15 protein-coding genes are annotated in these 18,167 nt (G+C 65.3%); 9 read left to right on the top strand and 6 right to left on the bottom strand.

The features are described 5' to 3' along the window. Window positions 1-83: 83 nt before the first annotated feature. The 3 genes from SPO_RS17065 to deoC all read right to left on the bottom strand — a co-directional run bounded on the left by SPO_RS17065 (window position 84) and on the right by deoC (window position 4,333). On the bottom strand, window positions 84-896 hold the full coding sequence (locus tag SPO_RS17065; protein WP_011049052.1) for an SDR family oxidoreductase: 813 nt from the start codon (window positions 894-896) through the stop codon (window positions 84-86). A 27-nt stretch (window positions 897-923) separates the two neighbouring features. Then, window positions 924-3,257, bottom strand: coding sequence for an aldehyde dehydrogenase family protein (locus SPO_RS17060; RefSeq protein WP_011049051.1), 2,334 nt, complete (start codon window positions 3,255-3,257; stop codon window positions 924-926). A gap of 86 nt (window positions 3,258-3,343) precedes the next feature. Beyond that, window positions 3,344-4,333, bottom strand: coding sequence for a deoxyribose-phosphate aldolase (gene deoC, locus SPO_RS17055; protein WP_030003260.1), 990 nt, complete (start codon window positions 4,331-4,333; stop codon window positions 3,344-3,346). A gap of 199 nt (window positions 4,334-4,532) precedes the next feature. Between deoC and SPO_RS17050 the strand changes: the two genes are divergently transcribed. From SPO_RS17050 to tdh, 8 genes are all read left to right on the top strand, one after another. Next, window positions 4,533-5,486, top strand: coding sequence for a metal ABC transporter solute-binding protein, Zn/Mn family (locus SPO_RS17050; protein ID WP_011049049.1), 954 nt, complete (start codon window positions 4,533-4,535; stop codon window positions 5,484-5,486). Between the two features lie 3 nt (window positions 5,487-5,489). Then, a complete protein-coding gene (locus SPO_RS17045) occupies window positions 5,490-6,293 on the top strand; it encodes a metal ABC transporter ATP-binding protein (RefSeq protein WP_011049048.1) in 804 nt (267 codons plus the stop codon). A 4-nt stretch (window positions 6,294-6,297) separates the two neighbouring features. Then, on the top strand, window positions 6,298-7,503 hold the full coding sequence (locus SPO_RS17040; protein WP_011049047.1) for a metal ABC transporter permease: 1,206 nt from the start codon (window positions 6,298-6,300) through the stop codon (window positions 7,501-7,503). Next, window positions 7,500-8,429: a metal ABC transporter permease gene (locus SPO_RS17035; protein WP_011049046.1), complete on the top strand. Its 930-nt coding sequence runs from the start codon at window positions 7,500-7,502 to the stop codon at window positions 8,427-8,429. The genes SPO_RS17040 and SPO_RS17035 overlap by 4 nt, the downstream gene beginning before the upstream one ends. A 268-nt stretch (window positions 8,430-8,697) precedes the next feature. Next, window positions 8,698-10,563, top strand: coding sequence for a DNA mismatch repair endonuclease MutL (gene mutL, locus SPO_RS17030; RefSeq protein WP_011049045.1), 1,866 nt, complete (start codon window positions 8,698-8,700; stop codon window positions 10,561-10,563). A 57-nt stretch (window positions 10,564-10,620) separates the two neighbouring features. Further along, entirely contained in the window at window positions 10,621-11,859 is a 1,239-nt protein-coding gene (locus SPO_RS17025) for a DNA recombination protein RmuC (protein WP_011049044.1), read from the top strand. A gap of 95 nt (window positions 11,860-11,954) precedes the next feature. Then, window positions 11,955-13,139 (top strand): glycine C-acetyltransferase, encoded by a 1,185-nt coding sequence (locus tag SPO_RS17020; protein ID WP_011049043.1) that lies wholly within the window; start codon window positions 11,955-11,957, stop codon window positions 13,137-13,139. 14 nt (window positions 13,140-13,153) lie between these two features. Further along, window positions 13,154-14,182 carry an L-threonine 3-dehydrogenase gene (gene tdh, locus SPO_RS17015; protein WP_044029362.1) on the top strand — a complete coding sequence of 343 codons (1,029 nt, stop codon included), beginning with the start codon at window positions 13,154-13,156 and terminating at the stop codon, window positions 14,180-14,182. A 72-nt stretch (window positions 14,183-14,254) separates the two neighbouring features. Here the strand turns inward: tdh and SPO_RS17010 are convergent, their stop codons facing one another. Together SPO_RS17010 and SPO_RS17005 are read right to left on the bottom strand one after the other, a co-directional pair. Then, window positions 14,255-14,989: a metallophosphoesterase family protein gene (locus SPO_RS17010; RefSeq protein WP_011049041.1), complete on the bottom strand. Its 735-nt coding sequence runs from the start codon at window positions 14,987-14,989 to the stop codon at window positions 14,255-14,257. After that, entirely contained in the window at window positions 14,986-15,981 is a 996-nt protein-coding gene (locus tag SPO_RS17005; RefSeq protein ID WP_011049040.1) for a LysR family transcriptional regulator, read from the bottom strand. Before SPO_RS17005 ends, SPO_RS17010 begins: the two co-directional genes overlap by 4 nt. A gap of 105 nt (window positions 15,982-16,086) precedes the next feature. Here SPO_RS17005 and SPO_RS17000 point away from each other — a divergent pair, with 105 nt between their 5' ends. Continuing rightward, a complete protein-coding gene (locus SPO_RS17000) occupies window positions 16,087-16,470 on the top strand; it encodes a hypothetical protein (protein WP_011049039.1) in 384 nt (127 codons plus the stop codon). A 52-nt stretch (window positions 16,471-16,522) separates the two neighbouring features. On the opposite strand, the gene serA is transcribed toward SPO_RS17000, so the two are convergent. Beyond that, on the bottom strand, window positions 16,523-18,118 hold the full coding sequence (gene serA / locus SPO_RS16995) for a phosphoglycerate dehydrogenase (RefSeq protein WP_011049038.1): 1,596 nt from the start codon (window positions 18,116-18,118) through the stop codon (window positions 16,523-16,525). Window positions 18,119-18,167: the final 49 nt, after the last annotated feature.

Genomic DNA, 18,167 nt, shown 5'->3' with positions numbered 1-18,167 from the left:
CGCGGCGGGCCCGTTTTCCGATACGGAAAACGGGCCGGAAAACATATGTTTTCCGGCGCCTGCCGTGAGCGATGCGCACCCGTTCAGCCTGGTTTCGGCATCGCGCGCAGCATCTGGCCGATCATCTGCCCGGCCCGGCCCGAACCGCGCTGATAAAGCGCGCCATCGACCGACAGAACCGTTCCGCTGACATAGGATGCCATGTCCGAGCCCAGGAACAGGCAGGCATTGGCCACGTCCTGCGGCTGACCCCAGCGGCCCAGCGGCACATCTTTCTTGAAGCTTTTCTCTGCCTCGGGGCTTGGGGCCAGTCGCTTGGCGCCTTCGGTCCCTTCGATGAAACCCGGTACGACCGAGTTCACCCGGATCCCCTCGGGCCCCCATTCAAGGCTCAGCGTGCGCGTGATCTGGTCGACGCCCGCCTTGGCGGCGCAGACATGCGCCTGCCCCTCGTAGGGCAGCCAGGATTGCGGTGCCGAGATGTTGATGATGCTGGCGCCCGGGCGTTTCAGATGCGGATAGGCGCCCTTCATCACGTGCACTGTTCCCATCAGGTCGATGTCGATCACCGTCTTGAAGGCGTTGATTGACATCTCGGCGGTCAGCGCCGGAAAGTTGCCTGCTGCGCCTGATACCAGCACGTCAAACTCGCCCAACCGGTCACGGAACCCCTGCAGGCCCGCGGCCACCGCCTCGGCATCGCGCACGTCGAAGGAAGCGCCGAGGGCCTCCTGCGCCCCTGCGGCGCGCAGCTCGGCCACTGTGTCGTTCACCTTGTCCTGGCTGCGACTGGCCACGGCCAGCCGGGCGCCAGCCCGGGCAAAGGCCAGCGCGATGCCGCGATTGATGCCGCTGGTGCCGCCGATCACCACGACGGTCTTGCCGGTGAAATCCATGTAGAGCCTCCCTTGGACAGGGATGCCCTATTCTCCGTAGGGCACCCAGATGTTCTTGATCTCGGTCGCAGCCTGAAGGAACCGCTTGCTATGGTCCACGCTCCAGTCAAGGGACGTTGCGTTATTGACCCAGCTGCGTTTCAGGTTACCCGCCGCCGCCGTTTCGATCTCAGCCGACAGATCGGTTGAGGAGAAGGACCAGACCGCATCCACGTTCAGGTGCGACGCCAGCGGTCTGGCCAGTTCAGCATGGCTGCCGGTCAGGATGTTGACCACGCCAGCCGGCACGTCCGAGGTGTCGAGGATCTGATAGAAGTCGGTGGCCGCCAGCGGATAGGGCTCGCTTGCCGCCAGCACCACGCGGTTGCCCATCGCAATCGCGGGCGCCATGACCGAGACAAGGCCCAGGAGCGGCGCCTCGTCCGCGCAGAGCGCGCCGATCACGCCCACCGGTTCCTTCATTGCCAGCGCCACGCCCCGGATCGGAACGCCATGCACCTGCCCGTCGTACTTGTCGGCCCAGGCGGCGGCGGTGAACAGGCGCTGGATGCTGGCCTCGACCTCCTTGGCGCCGCTGCGCTTGCCGGTCATCGCGTCGATGCGATGGGTGAATTCGGCGGCGCGGGCCGACAGGTTCTCGCCGATGTAATAGAGGATCTGCGCGCGCAGATGCCCGGTGGTCTTTGCCCAACCCGAGGCGCCGGCGGCCGCCTCGACCGCGTTGCGCACATCCTTGCGGTTGGCCAGTCCCACATGACCCAACAGGCCGGATTTGCCCCAGACGGGCCGGGAATAGCCGCCATCGGGCCGGGCCTGCTTGCCCCCGACATAAAGTTTCGCCGTACGGTCGATCGGGTCGACCGGCGCGCCATGGCCCATGGTGGGCTCGATCCGGGCCAGCGCCTTGCGCTTGCCTTTGGGCCGGGTGTAAGCGGCCAGCCCCTCCCATCCGCCTTCGCGGCCAAAGCCGCTTTCGCGCACACCGCCAAACCCGGCGGCGGCATCAAACAGGTTGGTGGCATTCACCCAGACCACACCCGCGACCAGTTTCGGCGCGATGTCGAGCGCCAGGTTCACATTCTCGGTCCAGACGGTGGCGGCCAGCCCATAGCGGGTGTTGTTGGCCAGTTCCACCGCCTCGGCCGGGGTGCGGAAGGTGGTCGAGACGAGGACGGGGCCAAAGATCTCTTCCTGCATCAGCGGGTCGCTGGTCGAAAGCCCGGTGATCAGGGTCGGGGGATAATAGCAGCCGTTTTCGGGCAGGGCACAGGCGGCATGATGCACCTGACCGGCTGTGTTGCTGGCGACCATTCGCTCTATGGTCTGCAACTGCACCGGGTCGACCACCGCGCCGACGTCGATGCATTTGTCGAGCGGATTACCCAGGCGCAGACCGTCCATCCGGGCGCGCAGCTTGGTATAAAAGCGGTCGGCGATGCCCTCTTGCACCAAGAGGCGCGATCCGGCGCAGCAGACCTGACCCTGATTGAACCAGATCGCATCGACCAGCCCTTCGATGGCGCTGTCGATATCGGCATCGTCGAACACGACATAGGCCGACTTGCCCCCCAGTTCGAGCGTCAGCTCCAATCCGCGTCCGGCGGTGGCCTCGCGGATGTGGCGGCCCACGGCGGTGGAGCCGGTAAAGGCGATCTTGTCCACATCCGCCGCCACGATCATCTCGCCCACGGCGCCGTCACCGGTGACGATATTGACCACGCCCTTGGGCAGACCGGCCTGCTGGCAGATATCGGCAAACAAGAGCGCGGTGAGCGAGGTGAATTCGGCGGGCTTCAGCACCACGGTGTTGCCCATGGCGAGCGCAGGCGCAACCTTCCACGCCAGCATCAACAGCGGGAAGTTCCATGGGATGATCTGGCCGCAGACACCCAGCGGTTCGGCGTCGGGCAGTTCGCTCTCCATCAATTGCGCCATGCCCGCGTGATAGTAGAAGTGGCGCTGCGCCAGGGGAATGTCGATATCGCGGCTTTCCCGGATCGGTTTGCCATTATCGAGGGTTTCCAGCACGGCGAACAGGCGGCTGTGCTTCTGCATCAGCCGCGCGATCGCATAAAGGTACCGCGCCCGGCCCGCGCCACCCAATGCGGCCCACTTGGGCTGCGCCTTGCGAGCGGCGGCAACGGCGGCCTCCACATCGGCCTGGGTCGCTTGGGTCAGCGTTGCCAGCACCTCGCCGGTTGCGGGATTGCGGCTGTCGAACCCGTCGCCCGGGGCGGTAAAGGCGCCGTCGATGAAATGCCCGAACCGGTCGCCCTGATCGACCAGCCAGGCCAGCGCCTCGGCGGCGCTTTCGGGGGCGGGACCGTATTCCATGGTGTCGAAGAGTTCCTTGATGCTCATAGCGGTGTCCTCGGTATCCGGGGGCCGTTTTCCGTCACGGAAAACGGGCCGGAATTTTTGTAAAATTCCGGCGCCTGTCGCGCCGGTCAGCCCATGGGATGGCGGTAGCCCGCCGAATAGGCGCCGGTGACGTGGTGTTCCAGCTGCCGCTCGATATCGCCCAACAGCGACGAGGCGCCAAAGCGGAACAGGTCCGGTTGCAGCCAGCGGTCGCCCAGTTCGTCCTTGATCAGCGCAAGGTACACCAGCGCGTCCTTGGCCTTGGAAATTCCGCCCGCGGGCTTGTAGCCGACCCGGTATCCGGTGCGGTCGTAATACTCGCGGATCGCGCGGATCATCACCAGCGAGACGGGCAGGGTGGCGTTGACGCTTTCCTTGCCGGTCGAGGTCTTGATGAAATCCGCCCCCGCCATCATGCAGACCAGCGAGGCGCGCGCCACGTTGCGCAACGACCCCAGCTCTCCGGTCGCCAGGATCGCCTTGACATGGGCATGACCACAGGCCGCGCGGAACGCCTTCATCTCGTCATAAAGCGCTTGCCAGTCGCCGGTCAGCACGTGCCGCCGCGAGATCACGATGTCGATCTCTTCGGCGCCTGCTGCCACGCTTTCGCCGATTTCGGCAACCCGCAGGTGAAAGGGCGACAGGCCCGCCGGAAACCCGGTGCTGACGGCGGCCACCGGAATGCCGGTGCCCTTGAGCGCCTCGACCGCGGTCTCGATCATGTCGTGATAGACGCAGACCGCGCCGGTGGTGATCGGGCCCATGCCGAGCGCCTCCAGCAGCGCCGGCGCCACCGGTTGCCGCGCCTTTGCACACAGGCGGCGCACCCGGCCCACCGTGTCGTCCCCTGACAGCGTGGTCAGGTCGATCAGCGTGATCGCCTTCAGCAGCCAGGCGGCCTGATGATCCTTTTTCACCGAGCGCCGTCCGGGCAGCGTCGCCGCCCGCCGTTCGATCGCCGAGGTATTGGCCTGCACCGCGCGGACCCAGTCGAGGTCCAGTTCCATGCCGGGGTTTCGCGGCTCGGTCACTTGCGGCAGATGCGCGGTGCGCTCAAGGCTCTGCGTTTCCATCTTCACATCCTTTGGGAGGTTCCCGGCCAAGGTCGCATGACCTGCGACAGAATGGCAAGCGGGGGCAGGCGCGTCGCGGCGTCAAAATTTTACCTTTCGGACAAAATTCACCTTTCTTGCGAATAATTCTCAATTGCGTTGACTTAGTTGCGAATGGTTCTCATATTCACCTCATGAGAACGAGATTTCGAGGTTTGCGATGATTCGCCGTGGGTTCCTTGCCGCACTTGCCCTGACATGCAGCTTGCCGCTTGCGGCCTGGGCCGAGGCGCCGCTGCGTGTGGTGGCAACCACCGGTATGATCGCCGATGCCGCCCGCCAGGTCGGCGGCGATCTGGTCGAGGTGACCGGCCTGATGGGGCCAGGCGTCGACCCGCATGCCTATCGCCAGACCCGCAGCGATATCGTGGCCATGACCCGCGCCGATCTGGTGTTGTGGCACGGGCTCTACCTCGAAGCGCAGATGGAAAGCTTTTTCCAGGATCTGGGGCGCAAGCGTCAGGTGGTTGCGGTGGCCGAAGGCATCGAGCCCTCGCGCCTGCGCGCCCATGACGATTATGCCGACAAGTTCGACCCGCATGTGTGGATGACCCCGGAGCTGTGGCGCGAGGTGGTGGCCGAGGTCGAGCGTGCCCTGACCGAAACCCGCCCCGAGGCCGCCGAGACCTTTGCCGCCAATGCCGCCCGCCATATCGCCGATCTGGACCGGTTGTCGGGTTATGCCGAAACCGTTCTGGCCACGGTGCCCGAAAGCAAGCGGGTGCTGGTCACCGCCCATGACGCGTTTGGCTATTTCGGACAGTCCTACGGGTTCGAGGTTCTGGGCGTTCAGGGCATCTCGACCCAGTCCGAGGCGGGGTTGAACCGTATTGCAGAGCTGGTCGATACCCTGGTGTCGCGCAAGATCACGGCGGTCTTTGTCGAAAGCTCGGTCTCGGACCGCTCGGTCCGGGCCCTGATCGAGGGCGCGGCGGCACAGGGGCATCAGGTCCATGTGGGCGGCGAGCTTTTTTCCGATGCGATGGGGCCTGATGGCTCTTACGAGGGGACCTATCTGGGCATGCTCGATCACAACATCACCACCATCGCCGCCGCATTGGGCGGGCAGGTGCCGACACGCGGCATGGATGGCAAATTGTCGGCGGGGTTCTGAGCGATGATCGAACTGGCCGCAGATAAAGGTATCCGTCTGGCGGATGAGACCATCGCCTCCAGCCCGCTGGCGGTACGCGGGCTGACCGTGTCCTACGGGCAGAAACCGGCTGTGTTCTCGGTGGACATGACGGTGCAGCCGGGCGCGATGACCGCAATCATCGGGCCGAACGGGGCGGGGAAATCGACCCTGCTCAAGGCGGCGCTGGGCATCGTCAAGCCGCTGTCGGGGCAGGTCACCGTGTTTGGCCGCCCGCTCGAGGAGCAGCGCGCCCGCATCGCCTATGTTCCGCAGCGCGCCAGTGTCGACTGGGATTTCCCGACCCGGGTGATCGACGTTGTTCTGATGGGGCTGTATCGCGAGCTTGGCCTGCTGGGCCGCTTGCGCGCCCGCCACAAGGCGCAGGCGCTCGACTGCCTGGCCCGTGTGGGCATGCGCGATTTCGCCGACCGCCAGATCGGCCAATTGTCGGGTGGCCAGCAGCAGCGGGTGTTTCTGGCCCGCGCCCTGGCGCAAGACGCCGATCTCTATCTGCTGGACGAACCCTTTGCCGGGGTCGATGCAGCGACGGAAAAGGCGATCATCTCGGTTCTGAAATCGTTGAAACAGGCCGGGCGCACCGTGGTCGTGGTGCATCACGATCTGGCCACGGTGAGCGACTATTTCGACCATGTCTTCCTGATCAACACCCGCCGCGTTGCCGAAGGGCCGGTGGCCGAGGCCTTTACCGCCGACAACCTGCAGGCCGCCTATGGCGGACGGCTGGCAACGGCGCAGGTCGATCAGCTGGCGCGCGTGCTGGGCTGATCCGATGTTGCGTGACGCGCTTTTGCTGCAACTTGGCTATAACGCCACGCTGGTCGCGGTTGGCGCGACCTTGTTGGGTATCTCTGCCGGGGTGACCGGCACCTTTCTGTTCCTGCGCAAGCGGGCGCTGGTCAGCGACGCGATCAGCCATGCCACGCTGCCCGGCATCTGCCTGGCCTTTCTGCTGATGGTGGCGCTGGGCGGCGACGGGCGCAGCCTGCCGGGCCTGCTGGTCGGATCGGCGATGTCGGCCTGGGTCGGGCTTTTGTGCCTGAACTGGCTGACCCGCAACACGCGCCTGGCCGAGGATGCGGCGATCGGTGCGGTGCTGTCGGTGTTCTTTGGCCTTGGCATCGTGCTGCTCACCGTGATCCAGACGCTGGGCGCCGGGCGTCAGGCCGGGCTCGAAGGGTTCCTGCTTGGCTCGACCGCCGGCATGCTCTGGTCCGATGCGCTGGTCATCGCGCTGGGTGGCGCGGGCACGCTGGCGCTGATCCTGCTGATCCGCCGACCAATGACACTGGTGGCCTTCGATCCCGAATATGCCGCCGCGCGCGGGGTGCCGGTGAACCGGGTCGATCTGGCGATGATGGGGCTGGTGATGGCGGTCACCGTTGTCGGGCTGAAGATCGTCGGCCTGATCCTGATCGTGGCGCTTTTGATCATACCGCCGGTCACCGCGCGGTTCTGGACCGAGAGGTCGGACCGGGTGGTGCTGCTGAGCGGTCTGACCGGCGGTCTGGCGGGCTATCTGGGTGCGGCGATCTCGGCCTCGGCCCCCAATCTGCCGACCGGGCCGATCATCGTGCTGGTGGCCTTTGCCTTTTTTGCCCTGTCGCTGCTGGTGGCGCCTGGGCGCGGCGTGCTGGCGGCGCTCTTGCGTCACGGACGGTTCCAGCGCCGGGTGCATCTGCGGCAGGGGCTGCTGGCGCTGGCGCAGGGGCAACCGATCTACGAGCCATTGACGCTGCGCTTGCTGCGCCGGGCCGAGCTGGTGCGGGCGGACGGGGTGGCCACCGACAAGGGCCGCGCCCGCGCCGCCAAGGCACTGCGCGACGAAAAGCGGTGGCAGATCGTGCGCGCCGATCTGACACAAGAGGCCGCCGCCGCGCTCTATGACGGGTTGCGCGACATCGAAACCGTGCTGACCCGTGACCAGATCGCCGAGATCGACAGCCGCATCGGCGGCCCGCAGGAGGTCCCGGCATGAACGGTTCCGAATTTGTCCCCCTGTCACTGACACCGCTGTTGATCGGCGTTCTGGCCGCCGTGGCCTGCGCGCTGCCCGGCAATTTCCTGGTGTTGCGCCGGCAGGCGCTGATCGGCGATGCGATCAGCCATGTGGTGCTGCCGGGCATCGTGGTCGCCTTTCTGTTGACAGGTGCCATTGCCGCCTGGCCGATGATGCTGGGCGCCGCCGGGGCTGCCGTGGTTGCGGTGGTGCTGATCGAGGCGATCCGCCGTCTGGGCCGGATCGAGCCGGGCGCGGCGATGGGCGTCGTCTTTACCACGATGTTCGCCGCCGGGGTGCTTCTGCTGGAGCAGACCGACACCTCGACCGTGCATCTGGATGTGGAACATGCGCTTTACGGCAATCTCGAAAGCCTGATCTGGCTGGATGCCACCGGCTGGGCTTCGCTGCTTGATCCGGTGGCCCTGGCCGGGCTTCCGGTGGAACTGTCGCGCATCCTGGTCACGCTGGTCGGGGTGGTTGGGTTCATCTGGCTGTTCTGGAGGCCCCTGAAACTCTCGACCTTTGACGAGGGGTTCGCCCGCACGCTGGGCATCCGCACCAATCTGTTGGGGCTGGCGCTGGTCATCGTCGCGGCGGTGGCGGCGGTTGCGGCCTTTGACGCGGTCGGCTCGATCATCGTCATTGCCATGTTCATCTGCCCGCCCGCCGCGGCGCGGATGATGACCAACACGCTCGAAGGGCAGGTGGGGTGGAGCGTGGTTTTCGCCATCCTTTCGGCGGTGCTGGGCTATGTGCTGGCGGGCTATGGACCGCTGTGGCTGGGTGCGCGCGACGCGGTCAGCGCTGCGGGCATGATCGCCACCATGTCGGGTCTCATCCTGGCGCTGACTGCCCGGTTCGGTCCCTGCCGCAGCCGCACCGGGGCGCCGGTTCAGGCTTGATTGGGCGGTAATTCGCCGGGACTAGGCGGCGCTGATGGCTTATCGGCGCCCATTTCTGGGCCTTTGGATCTGCCAACTTGTTCGAGGCCGGTTGGCAGTGTTGAGTTAAGGGGCCGGATAGAAACCGGTACTGACCACCACTCACCCGCCGCCCGGTTTTCGCGGCAGACCGACCCGCGCCGCCTTGGTGCCCAGGGGAGGGAGACCGGGCGGTGCCGACCATCAAACCGGTGGCAGAATCGCCGGGCCTCATGCTAGGTCTAGGGGTATGGTATCGACAGACCCCAATATCATCCCCGCTCAGCCGGAAATCCGCCAGTTGGACGAAACCGCGATCAACCGGATCGCGGCGGGCGAAGTGGTGGAGCGCCCAGCCTCGGCGGTCAAGGAACTGGTCGAGAACGCCATTGATGCCGGGGCGACGCGCATCGCCATCGACCTTGCGGATGGCGGCAAGACGCTGATCCGGGTCAGTGATGACGGCTGCGGGATGACGCCCGATCAATTGCCTCTTGCACTGGCGCGCCATGCGACGTCCAAAATCGACGGGTCGGACCTGCTCAACATCCACACATTCGGATTCCGGGGCGAGGCGCTGCCTTCGCTGGGGTCGGTCGGGCGGCTGACCATCACCAGCCGGGCCCGGGGCGCCGAGGCGGCCAATATCCGCGTCTCGGGCGGTCGGGTCGATCCGGTGAAACCCGCCGCCTTGCGCGCGGGCACCGTGGTGGAACTGCGCGATCTCTTCTTTGCCACGCCCGCGCGGCTCAAGTTCATGCGCACCGACCGGGCCGAGGCGCAGGCGGTGGCCGATACGGTCAAGCGTCTGGCCATGGCCGAACCCTCGGTTTCCTTCACCCTGCGCGATGTCTCTGGGGGCGGCGAAGGGCGGCTGGTGTTTCGCGCGGATGCGGAAACCGGCGACCTGTTCGACGCGCTGCGCGACCGGCTGGCCCAGGTGATGGGGCGCGAATTCACTGACAACGCCCTGCGCATCGACACGATGCGCGAGGGGCTGCGGCTCTACGGCTATGCGGCGCTGCCAACCTATTCGCGCGGTGCGGCGGTCGCACAGTATCTTTTCGTCAACGGGCGCCCGGTGCGCGACAAGATGCTGACCGGGGCGCTGCGCGCGGCCTATTTCGATTTTCTCAGCCGCGACCGTCACCCGGCGGCGGCCCTGTTCATCGACTGCGATCCGACGCTGGTTGACGTGAACGTGCACCCGGCAAAATCCGAGGTGCGGTTTCGCGATCCCGGCGTGGCGCGGGGGCTGATCGTCTCGGCCCTGCGGCACGCGCTGGCCGAGGCGGGGCACCGCGCCTCGACCACCGTGGCCGGGGCGACGTTGGGGGCGATGCGCCCCGAGCAGACCGGGGCACGCATCTACCAGATGGACCGGCCCTCACCTGCCGCGCGCATGGCCTCCCATCAGGCGCAGGCGCCCGGGTTTGCCGAACTCTCCAGCAGCTATAGCGGCCGCATGGTCGAGCCGGAGCCGGGCGAGGACGCCCGCAGGGCGGAGGAGCCGCCCGCCGAAACCCCGCCCGAATCCCTGCCACTGGGTGCGGCGCGCGGACAGGTGCATGAAAACTACATCATCGCCCAGACCGCCGATGGCATGGTCATCGTAGATCAGCACGCCGCCCATGAACGGCTGGTCTATGAGAAGCTCAAGCGCCAGATGGCCGAAACCGGCGTTGCGGCGCAGGCGCTGCTGATCCCCGAGATCGTGGAGCTCTCCACCGCCGATTGCGCGCGCCTGCTCGATCTCTCCGACGATCTGGCGCGCCTTGGCCTGACGATCGAACCTTTTGGCGGCGGTGCCGTCGCGGTGCGCGAGACCCCGGCGATCCTGGGTCCGGTGGATGCGGGCGCGATGCTCCGCGATATTCTCGACGAGCTGGCCGATCAGGGCGAAAGTGCCACTCTCCAGGCCCGGATCGAGGCGATCCTGAGCCGGGTCGCCTGTCACGGTTCGATCCGCTCGGGCCGCCGGATGCGGGGCGAAGAGATGAACGCGCTCTTGCGCGAGATGGAGGCGACGCCCCATTCCGGCCAGTGCAACCACGGGCGCCCCACCTATGTGGAACTGAAACTCAGCGATATCGAGCGGCTGTTCGGACGCAGTTGATCCGGGGGGCAAACCCGGCTAGGAGTTGAAAACAAAACAAGAACAGGCGAGCAGACCATGATTCAGATCGGCGACCAGAGCTATTCCTTGCAGGACCCCATGGTGATGGCGGTTCTGGGCGGCGGTGCCGCGTTGCTGCTGATCCTGCTCATGCTGTTTCTGTCCCTGCGCGCCGCCAATCGCTCGGCCCGGACGACCGAGCCGATGGCGCAGCAACTGGCCTGGCTGGGCCAGAACGTGCAACAGCTGAGCATGGGCCAAGAGCAGTTGCGCGGCGGGCTGGCGCATGTGTCTGACGCGCAGGCCAACGCGCAGGTACAGGTGATCCAGACGGTCGAGGCGCGGCTTTCGGCCGTGCAGCAGCATATGAACGACCGGCTGGCCGACAACGCGATGCGTGCGCAACGTGCCATGACCGAGATGCAGGAAAAGATGAGCACCACCCTGCATGGCAACTCGAAACAGACCGCGACCTCGCTGACGCAACTGCAGGAGCGGCTGGCCGCCATCGACAAGGCACAGGACAATATCACCAAGCTTTCGGGCGATGTGCTGTCGCTTCAGGACATTCTGTCCAACAAGCAGACACGCGGCGCGTTTGGCGAAATCCAGCTTAACGATATCGTGTCCAAGGCGCTGCCGACCGACAGCTATTCCCTGCAACATACCCTGTCCAACGGGCGGCGGGCCGACTGTCTGATCCACCTGCCCAACCCGCCCGGCCCGATCGTGATCGACAGCAAGTTCCCGCTGGAAGCCTATGAGGCGCTGCGCCGGGCCGAGACGCCGCCACAACTGGCCGAGGCCGCGCGCCAGATGAAGGCGGCGGTGCGCGCGCATATCAAGGCGATCTCCGAGAAATACATCATCGAGGGTGAAACCGCCGATGGCGCCCTGCTGTTCTTGCCGTCCGAGGCGGTCTATGCCGAGTTGCACGCCAATTTCGCCGATATCGTGCGCGAGGGGTTCGCGGCGCGGGTCTGGATCGTGTCGCCCACCACCTGTATGGCCACGCTCAACACAATGCGCGCCATCCTCAAGGACGCGCGGATGCGCGAACAGGCGGGCGCCATCCGCAAGGAGTTGAGTCTGCTGCACAAGGATGTGGAACGGCTGGGCGACCGGGTGCAGAATCTGGACCGCCATTTCGGGCAGGCAGCCAAGGATCTGTCAGAGATCAAGATCAGCGCCGACAAGGCCGGGCGGCGGGCGCAACGGCTGGACAATTTCGATTTCGAGGAACTGGCCCCCGATCCGGTGCCCAATGTGGTGCCCCTGGGCAAGCAGGAACGCTGATGTCCAGTTTCACGGATTTTTGTCCAATATAGTGAATTCCCCTATTTCGGAATCGTATCCGTTATGCTAGACATTGCACCAACTCGGAGGTCGCAATGTCCCAATCCTTTCTGTCCCATATCACCGATACGCTTGCCCAGATCGAAGCCGAGGGCCTATACAAGCGCGAACGGCTGATCACCTCGCCCCAGGGGGGTGAAATCACCGTCGGCGACCGGCAGGTGATCAATCTGTGCGCCAACAACTATCTGGGCCTGGCCGACCATCCTGCGCTGATCGCCGCCGCGCGCGACGCGCTGGAACCCAAGGGGTTCGGCATGGCCTCGGTCCGGTTTATCTGCGGCACGCAGGATATTCACCGAGAACTGGAGCAGCGGCTGGCGCGGTTCCTGAACAAGGACGACGCGATCCTGTTCGCTGCCTGTTTCGACGCCAATGGCGGGCTGTTCGAACCGCTTCTGGGGCCCGAGGACGCGATTGTCTCGGACGCGCTCAACCATGCCTCGATCATCGACGGCATCCGGCTGTGCAAGGCGAAACGCTATCGTTATGCCAACAGCGACATGGGTGATCTGGAGGCGCAACTGAAACAGGCCCGCGCCGATGGCGCGCGCCATGTGATGATCGCCACCGATGGTGTGTTCTCGATGGATGGCTATCTGGCCAACCTGCCCGAGATCACCCGGCTGGCCCACCAATATGATGCGGTGGTGATGGTCGATGATTGCCACGCCACCGGATTCATGGGGCCGCATGGCGCGGGCACGCCCGACCATTTCGGGCTGGACGTGGACATCCTGACCGGCACGCTGGGCAAGGCGCTGGGCGGGGCCATCGGCGGCTATATCGCCGGACCGCAGCCGGTCATCGACCTGCTGCGCCAGCGCGCGCGGCCCTATCTGTTTTCCAACTCGCTGCCGCCCGCCATCGTCGCCGCCGGGATCGAGGCGATCCGGCTGGTCGAAGAGGGCGCCGATCTGCGCGCCCGGCTGTTCGAAAACGCCCGCTATTGGCGGGCGGGGCTGACCGACCTCGGCTTTGATTTGTTGCCGGGCGAGCATCCGATCATCCCGGTGATGCTGGGCGAGGCCAAGCTGGCGCAGGACATGGCTGCGCGGCTGTTTGACGAAGGCGTCTATGTCTCGGGCTTCTTCTTTCCGGTGGTGCCGCGTGGGCAGGCGCGTATCCGCACCCAGATGAATGCCGCGCTGACACGCGACGAACTGGACCGCGCGCTGGCCGCATTTGCCACCGCAGGCAAGGCATTGGGGGTGATCTGATGCGATCCAACACGATGAAAGCGCTGGAGAAATCCAAGCCTGAGGAAGGGTTGTGGATGGTGCAGGCACCGGTGCCCGAGATCGGCCCTGACGATGTGCTGATCAAGATCAAGAAGACCGGCATTTGCGGCACCGATATCCATATCTGGAACTGGGACGAATGGGCCGCGCACACGGTGCCGGTGCCGATGATCACCGGCCATGAATTTGCGGGCGAGATCGTCGAGCTGGGCCGTGATGTCACCGGCCTCAGCATCGGTCAGCGGGTCTCGGGCGAGGGGCATCTGATCGGCACCGAAAGCCGGCAGAGCCGGGCAGGCAAGTTCCACCTGGACCCGGGCACGCGCGGGATCGGTGTCAACGTGCAGGGGGCCTTTGCGCAATATCTGCGACTGCCCGCCTTCAACGTGGTGCCGCTGCCCGAGGATATCCCGGACGAGATCGGCGCCATCCTCGACCCGCTGGGCAATGCGGTGCACACCGCGCTGAGTTTCGACCTCTTGGGCGAGGATGTGCTGATCACCGGTGCCGGGCCGATCGGCATCATGGCGGCGGCGGTGGCCAAACATGCCGGCGCCCGCCATGTGGTGATCACCGATATCAACGCCGACCGGCTGAAACTGGCGCAGCACGTGGTGCCCAGGGCGCGGACCGTCGATGTCACGCGCGAGGATCTGGGCGACGTGGTCCACGAGCTTGGCCTGAAACAGGGGTTCGATGTCGGGCTGGAAATGTCGGGCTCGCAAGCGGCGCTCGACCAGATGGTCGAGGCGCTGGTGATGGGCGGCAAGATCGCGTTGCTGGGTATTCCGCCGGGCAAGTCGCCGGTGGACTGGTCGCGCATCGTGTTCAAGGCGATCACCATCAAGGGTGTCTATGGCCGCGAGATGTTCGAGACCTGGTACAAGATGATCGCCATGTTGCAGAACGGGCTGGATGTGAGCCGGGTGATCACCCATCGTTTTGGCGTCGATGAGTTCCGCGAAGGGTTTGCGGCGATGAAATCGGGCCTCAGCGGCAAGGTGGTGCTGGACTGGACCTGACGGCTGGGGGCGCTGCCCCCGTCGCGCAGGCGCGACTCCCCCGAGGTATTTTGGAACAGAAGAAGACGGGGATCAGGCCCGAGGGGTGAGCGGCTGGCGGCCGGTTCCGGTCAGTTGCCAGCACCGGTCCCCCTCGAACACGGCTGCGGCGAGCGGGCGGCCATAGCCGGCGCCTGCGTCGAGATTGATGCGGTTGCCGTAATGCGCGGCCTGTTTGTCCGGCGTGTGGCCATGGACCACCAGCCAGGGATGCGGGCGCGGGTCGTCCAGGAATTCATGGCGAATCCAGATCAGATCATTCTCGACCTGACGTTCAAGCGGAAGGCCGGGGCGGATACCGGCATGAACGAAGAGCAGCGCGCCCTCCTGGTGATAGTTGGACAATCCGGCCAGAAACTTGCGGTGCTCGGCAGGCACCGCCGCCCGCGCCTGGGCATGAACCTGATAGGTGCGGGCACCCTCAGGCACCGGGACGCCATATGAGGCCAGGGTTTCAACCCCGCCAAGCTGCTCATGCAGCCAGTGATAGCCGACCAGCAGCCGGTCATCCTGAGCTGGATGGTCGCGCAGGAACATTTCGAACATGCGGTCGTGATTGCCCTTGAGCGTGATCCAGTCGCGCCCCTGCGCCTGTCCCGCAATCAGCCGGTCCAGCACCGCGCGGCTGTCTGGCCCCCGGTCGGTATAATCGCCCAGAAATACGACGCGGGCATCGGGGCCGCCATCGGCCTCGATCCGGGCAAGAGCTGTCTCGAGCTGCTCGGCCTGGCCGTGAATATCGCCGACCGCGTAGATGGGGGTGCTCATGACGCCTGCTCCGCTGTGTGCTGGCCCGGTTCTGCCGCAACCCCACACCCGATGGAAGGGGGTGTGTCGAGCTCAGCCATCAGCATGGCAATCTGGTCACGCAGCCAGCGATGCGCGGGCGCGGTGCTGGCGCGTTTGTGCCAGACCATCATGATCTCGACCGGGCCAACCGGGATCGGCGGATGATAGAGCGACAGGCCGAGGCGCGGTGCCACGCTTTCGGCCAGCTGATGCGGGATGAGGGCGATGAGGTCGCTTTGCGAGACCGCGTTCAGCACGCCGGAAAACACCGGTAGTGTCATGGTGACCTGCCGCGCGCGACCGATGCGGGCCAGGGCGGCATCGCCCAACCCGTGCAGCTTGCCCTCGGGCGAGAACAGCGCGTGCTGGAGGCTGCAGAAGAGATCGAGCGGCAGGACCGCGCCCGGTGCTATAGCGGCGGAGGCGATCTCGGGATGGTCGGCGCGGGCAACGGCGAGGAAATGAGAGCTATGCAGCCGCCGCTCTTCGACCCAGTCAGGGGTGGGGGTTGCGGGCAGGATCGCCATGTCGACCGCCGACTGGCCGACCGATTGCACGTAGTTATCCGGCACCAGATCGACCAGCTGCACCCGCATGCCGGGTGCCACGTGCGACAGGTGACGGGCCAGCCGGGGCATCAGCAGCTCGGCATAGAAATCGCTGCCCGACAGGGTAAGGCTGTCGGTCGCGGCGCCGGGGTCGAAATCGGGTTGCCCGGCCAAAAGGGCTTCGGTTTGTCCCAGTAGATCGCGCAGCGGCGCGTGCAGTCCACCGGCGTAATCGGTGGGAACCAGTTGCCGCCCCTGCCGGATGAAGAGCGGATCGCCCAGCGCATGGCGCAGGCGCGAGAGGGCTGCAGAGACCGCCGGTTGCGACATGCCGAGCTGCTGGCCCGCCCGTGTGGTGGACCGGGTGCTCAGCAGCGCATCGAGAACACGGAGCAGGTTCAGGTCGAAGGTTCTGAAATTCATCAAACAGATAGATATCATAATATCTATCGATTTCACATATTTTGATGAAATCCTCACACTTGCCTCAGGTGGCGAAACGGTCACGAACAGGGAGAGGAAAGAGACATGAACGGAGTGGCGCGTGCGTTTTTTCTGGTGGCGATTGTGGCGGGGCTGTGCGGCATGGTCTGGGGGATCCAGATGTCGGCAAGTCAGGATCACACCCTGTCGCCGGCGCATGGGCATCTGAACCTGCTGGGCTGGGTCAGTTGCTCGATCTTTGCCTTTTATTATCATCTGGTGCCAAGCGCGGCGGCGAACCCGCTGGCCCGGCTGCATTTCGGTCTGGTCGTGGTGGCGGTGGTGTTGCTGGCGCCCGGCGTGGCGCTGGCGATCCAGGGCAAGACAGAGCTGTTGGCCAAGCTGGGCTCGGTCATCATGCTGGGGTCGATGCTATTGTTTGGCTGGATCGTCCTGAAGGTTCCCGGGCGGGTCACGGCGACAGCCTGAAAGGAAAAACGCCGCCCTTGCGGGGCGGCGTTTCCATCCGTTAGGGCGCCGGTCAGGCGACGTCGAATTCCAGCGGTTTGATCTGGTTGAACAGGCCGGTTTCGGCCAGTTTCGCGCGCGCCTCGGCCGGGACCGGCTCGTCCACGTACAAAAGCGCGATTGCCTCACCGCCGGCAGCGGCCCGGCCAAGGGTGAAGTTGGCGATGTTGACGCCGTTCTCGCCCATGGTCTGACCCAGCGTGCCGATGATGCCCGGCACGTCCTCGTTGGTGGTATAGAGCATATGCGCGCCGATCTCGGCATCAACATTGATGCCCTTGATCTGGATGAACCGCGGCTTGCCGTCGCTGAACACGGTGCCCGCGACCGAACGTTCGCGCTTGGCCGTGACCACGGTGACCTTGACATAGCCGTCGAAGGCGCCGGATTTGTCCTGATTGGTGGTCGAGATCTGGATGCCCCGCTCTTTGGCTACAACAGGGGCAGAGACCATGTTCACCTCGGGGTTTGCCTTTTTCATGATGCCGGCGACTGTGGCACAGTTCAGCGCAGCCAGGTTCATGGTCGAGGCGGTCCCGTCATAGAGGATGTTGATGGCCTTGATCGGCTCGTCGGTCATCTGACCGACGAAACTGCCCAGATGGCCGGCCAGCGCGATCCAAGGGCCCATCACCTTGGCCTCTTCGGCGGTGACGCTGGGCATGTTGAGCGCGTTTTCGACGGCGCCGGTCAGCAGATAGTTCGACATCTGCTCGGCCACCTGCAGGGCGACGTTTTCCTGCGCCTCGGTCGTGGCAGCGCCCAGATGCGGGGTGCAGACCACGTTGGGCAGGCCGAACAGCGGGTTCTCCTTGGCCGGTTCGACGCTGAACACGTCAAAGGCGGCGCCCGCCACGTGGCCCGATTGCAGCATCTCGGCCAGCGCTTCCTCGTCCACCAGACCGCCGCGGGCGCAGTTGATGATACGCACGCCTTTCTTGGTCTTGGCCAGGTTCTCGCGGCCCAGGATGTTGCGGGTCTGATCGGTCAGCGGCACGTGCAGGGTGATGAAATCGGCGCGTTTCAGCAGGTCGTCCAGTTCGACCTTTTCAACGCCCATCTTGTTGGCCTTCTCCTCGCCCAGGAAGGGGTCATAGGCGATGACCTTCATCTTTAGGCCGCGGGCACGGTCGCAGACGATGCCGCCGATATTGCCGGCACCGATCACGCCCAGGGTCTTGTTGGTCAGTTCGACGCCCATGAACTTGGACTTTTCCCACTTGCCCGCATGGGTCGAGGCGCTGGCCTCGGGGATCTGACGGGCAACGGCGAACATCATGGCGATGGCATGTTCGGCGGTGGTGATCATGTTGCCGAAGGGCGTGTTCATGACGATCACGCCCTTTTTCGAGGCGGCGTCCTTGTCCACGTTGTCGGTGCCGATACCGGCGCGGCCGATCACCTTGAGGTTGGTGGCGTTCTCCAGGATCTTCTCGGTCACCTTGGTGGCCGAGCGGATGGCAAGGCCGTCATACTGGCCGATGACCTCGGCCAGTTTGTCCTTGTCCTTGCCCAGGTCGGGCTGGAAGTCGACGTCGATGCCGCGATCGCGGAAGATCTGGACGGCGGCGTCGGAGAGCTTGTCGGAAATGAGTACTTTGGGGGCCATATCTGCTGGTCCTTTGCAGGGGAATGGGGCGCTTATCGGTCCCTTGCGG

The sequence above is a fragment of the Ruegeria pomeroyi DSS-3 genome, assembly GCF_000011965.2.
In the GTDB taxonomy this organism is placed as follows: Bacteria; Pseudomonadota; Alphaproteobacteria; order Rhodobacterales; family Rhodobacteraceae; genus Ruegeria_B; species Ruegeria_B pomeroyi.
Note: the sequence above shows the minus strand (reverse complement) of the source record. Positions and strands in the feature narration are given on the sequence as shown.

Excerpts from the sequence above, each read along its gene's own strand:
- SPO_RS17065 (WP_011049052.1), bottom strand. The coding sequence starts at position 896 with ATGGATTTCACCGGCAAGACCGTCGTGGTGATCGGCGGCACCAGCGGC.
- SPO_RS17060 (WP_011049051.1), bottom strand. The coding sequence starts at position 3,257 with ATGAGCATCAAGGAACTCTTCGACACCATGGAATACGGTCCCGCCCCC.
- deoC (WP_030003260.1), bottom strand. The coding sequence starts at position 4,333 with ATGGAAACGCAGAGCCTTGAGCGCACCGCGCATCTGCCGCAAGTGACC.
- SPO_RS17050 (WP_011049049.1), top strand. The coding sequence starts at position 4,533 with ATGATTCGCCGTGGGTTCCTTGCCGCACTTGCCCTGACATGCAGCTTG.
- SPO_RS17045 (WP_011049048.1), top strand. The coding sequence starts at position 5,490 with ATGATCGAACTGGCCGCAGATAAAGGTATCCGTCTGGCGGATGAGACC.
- SPO_RS17040 (WP_011049047.1), top strand. The coding sequence starts at position 6,298 with ATGTTGCGTGACGCGCTTTTGCTGCAACTTGGCTATAACGCCACGCTG.
- SPO_RS17035 (WP_011049046.1), top strand. The coding sequence starts at position 7,500 with ATGAACGGTTCCGAATTTGTCCCCCTGTCACTGACACCGCTGTTGATC.
- mutL (WP_011049045.1), top strand. The coding sequence starts at position 8,698 with ATGGTATCGACAGACCCCAATATCATCCCCGCTCAGCCGGAAATCCGC.
- SPO_RS17025 (WP_011049044.1), top strand. The coding sequence starts at position 10,621 with ATGATTCAGATCGGCGACCAGAGCTATTCCTTGCAGGACCCCATGGTG.
- SPO_RS17020 (WP_011049043.1), top strand. The coding sequence starts at position 11,955 with ATGTCCCAATCCTTTCTGTCCCATATCACCGATACGCTTGCCCAGATC.
- tdh (WP_044029362.1), top strand. The coding sequence starts at position 13,154 with ATGAAAGCGCTGGAGAAATCCAAGCCTGAGGAAGGGTTGTGGATGGTG.
- SPO_RS17010 (WP_011049041.1), bottom strand. The coding sequence starts at position 14,989 with ATGAGCACCCCCATCTACGCGGTCGGCGATATTCACGGCCAGGCCGAG.
- SPO_RS17005 (WP_011049040.1), bottom strand. The coding sequence starts at position 15,981 with ATGAATTTCAGAACCTTCGACCTGAACCTGCTCCGTGTTCTCGATGCG.
- SPO_RS17000 (WP_011049039.1), top strand. The coding sequence starts at position 16,087 with ATGAACGGAGTGGCGCGTGCGTTTTTTCTGGTGGCGATTGTGGCGGGG.
- serA (WP_011049038.1), bottom strand. The coding sequence starts at position 18,118 with ATGGCCCCCAAAGTACTCATTTCCGACAAGCTCTCCGACGCCGCCGTC.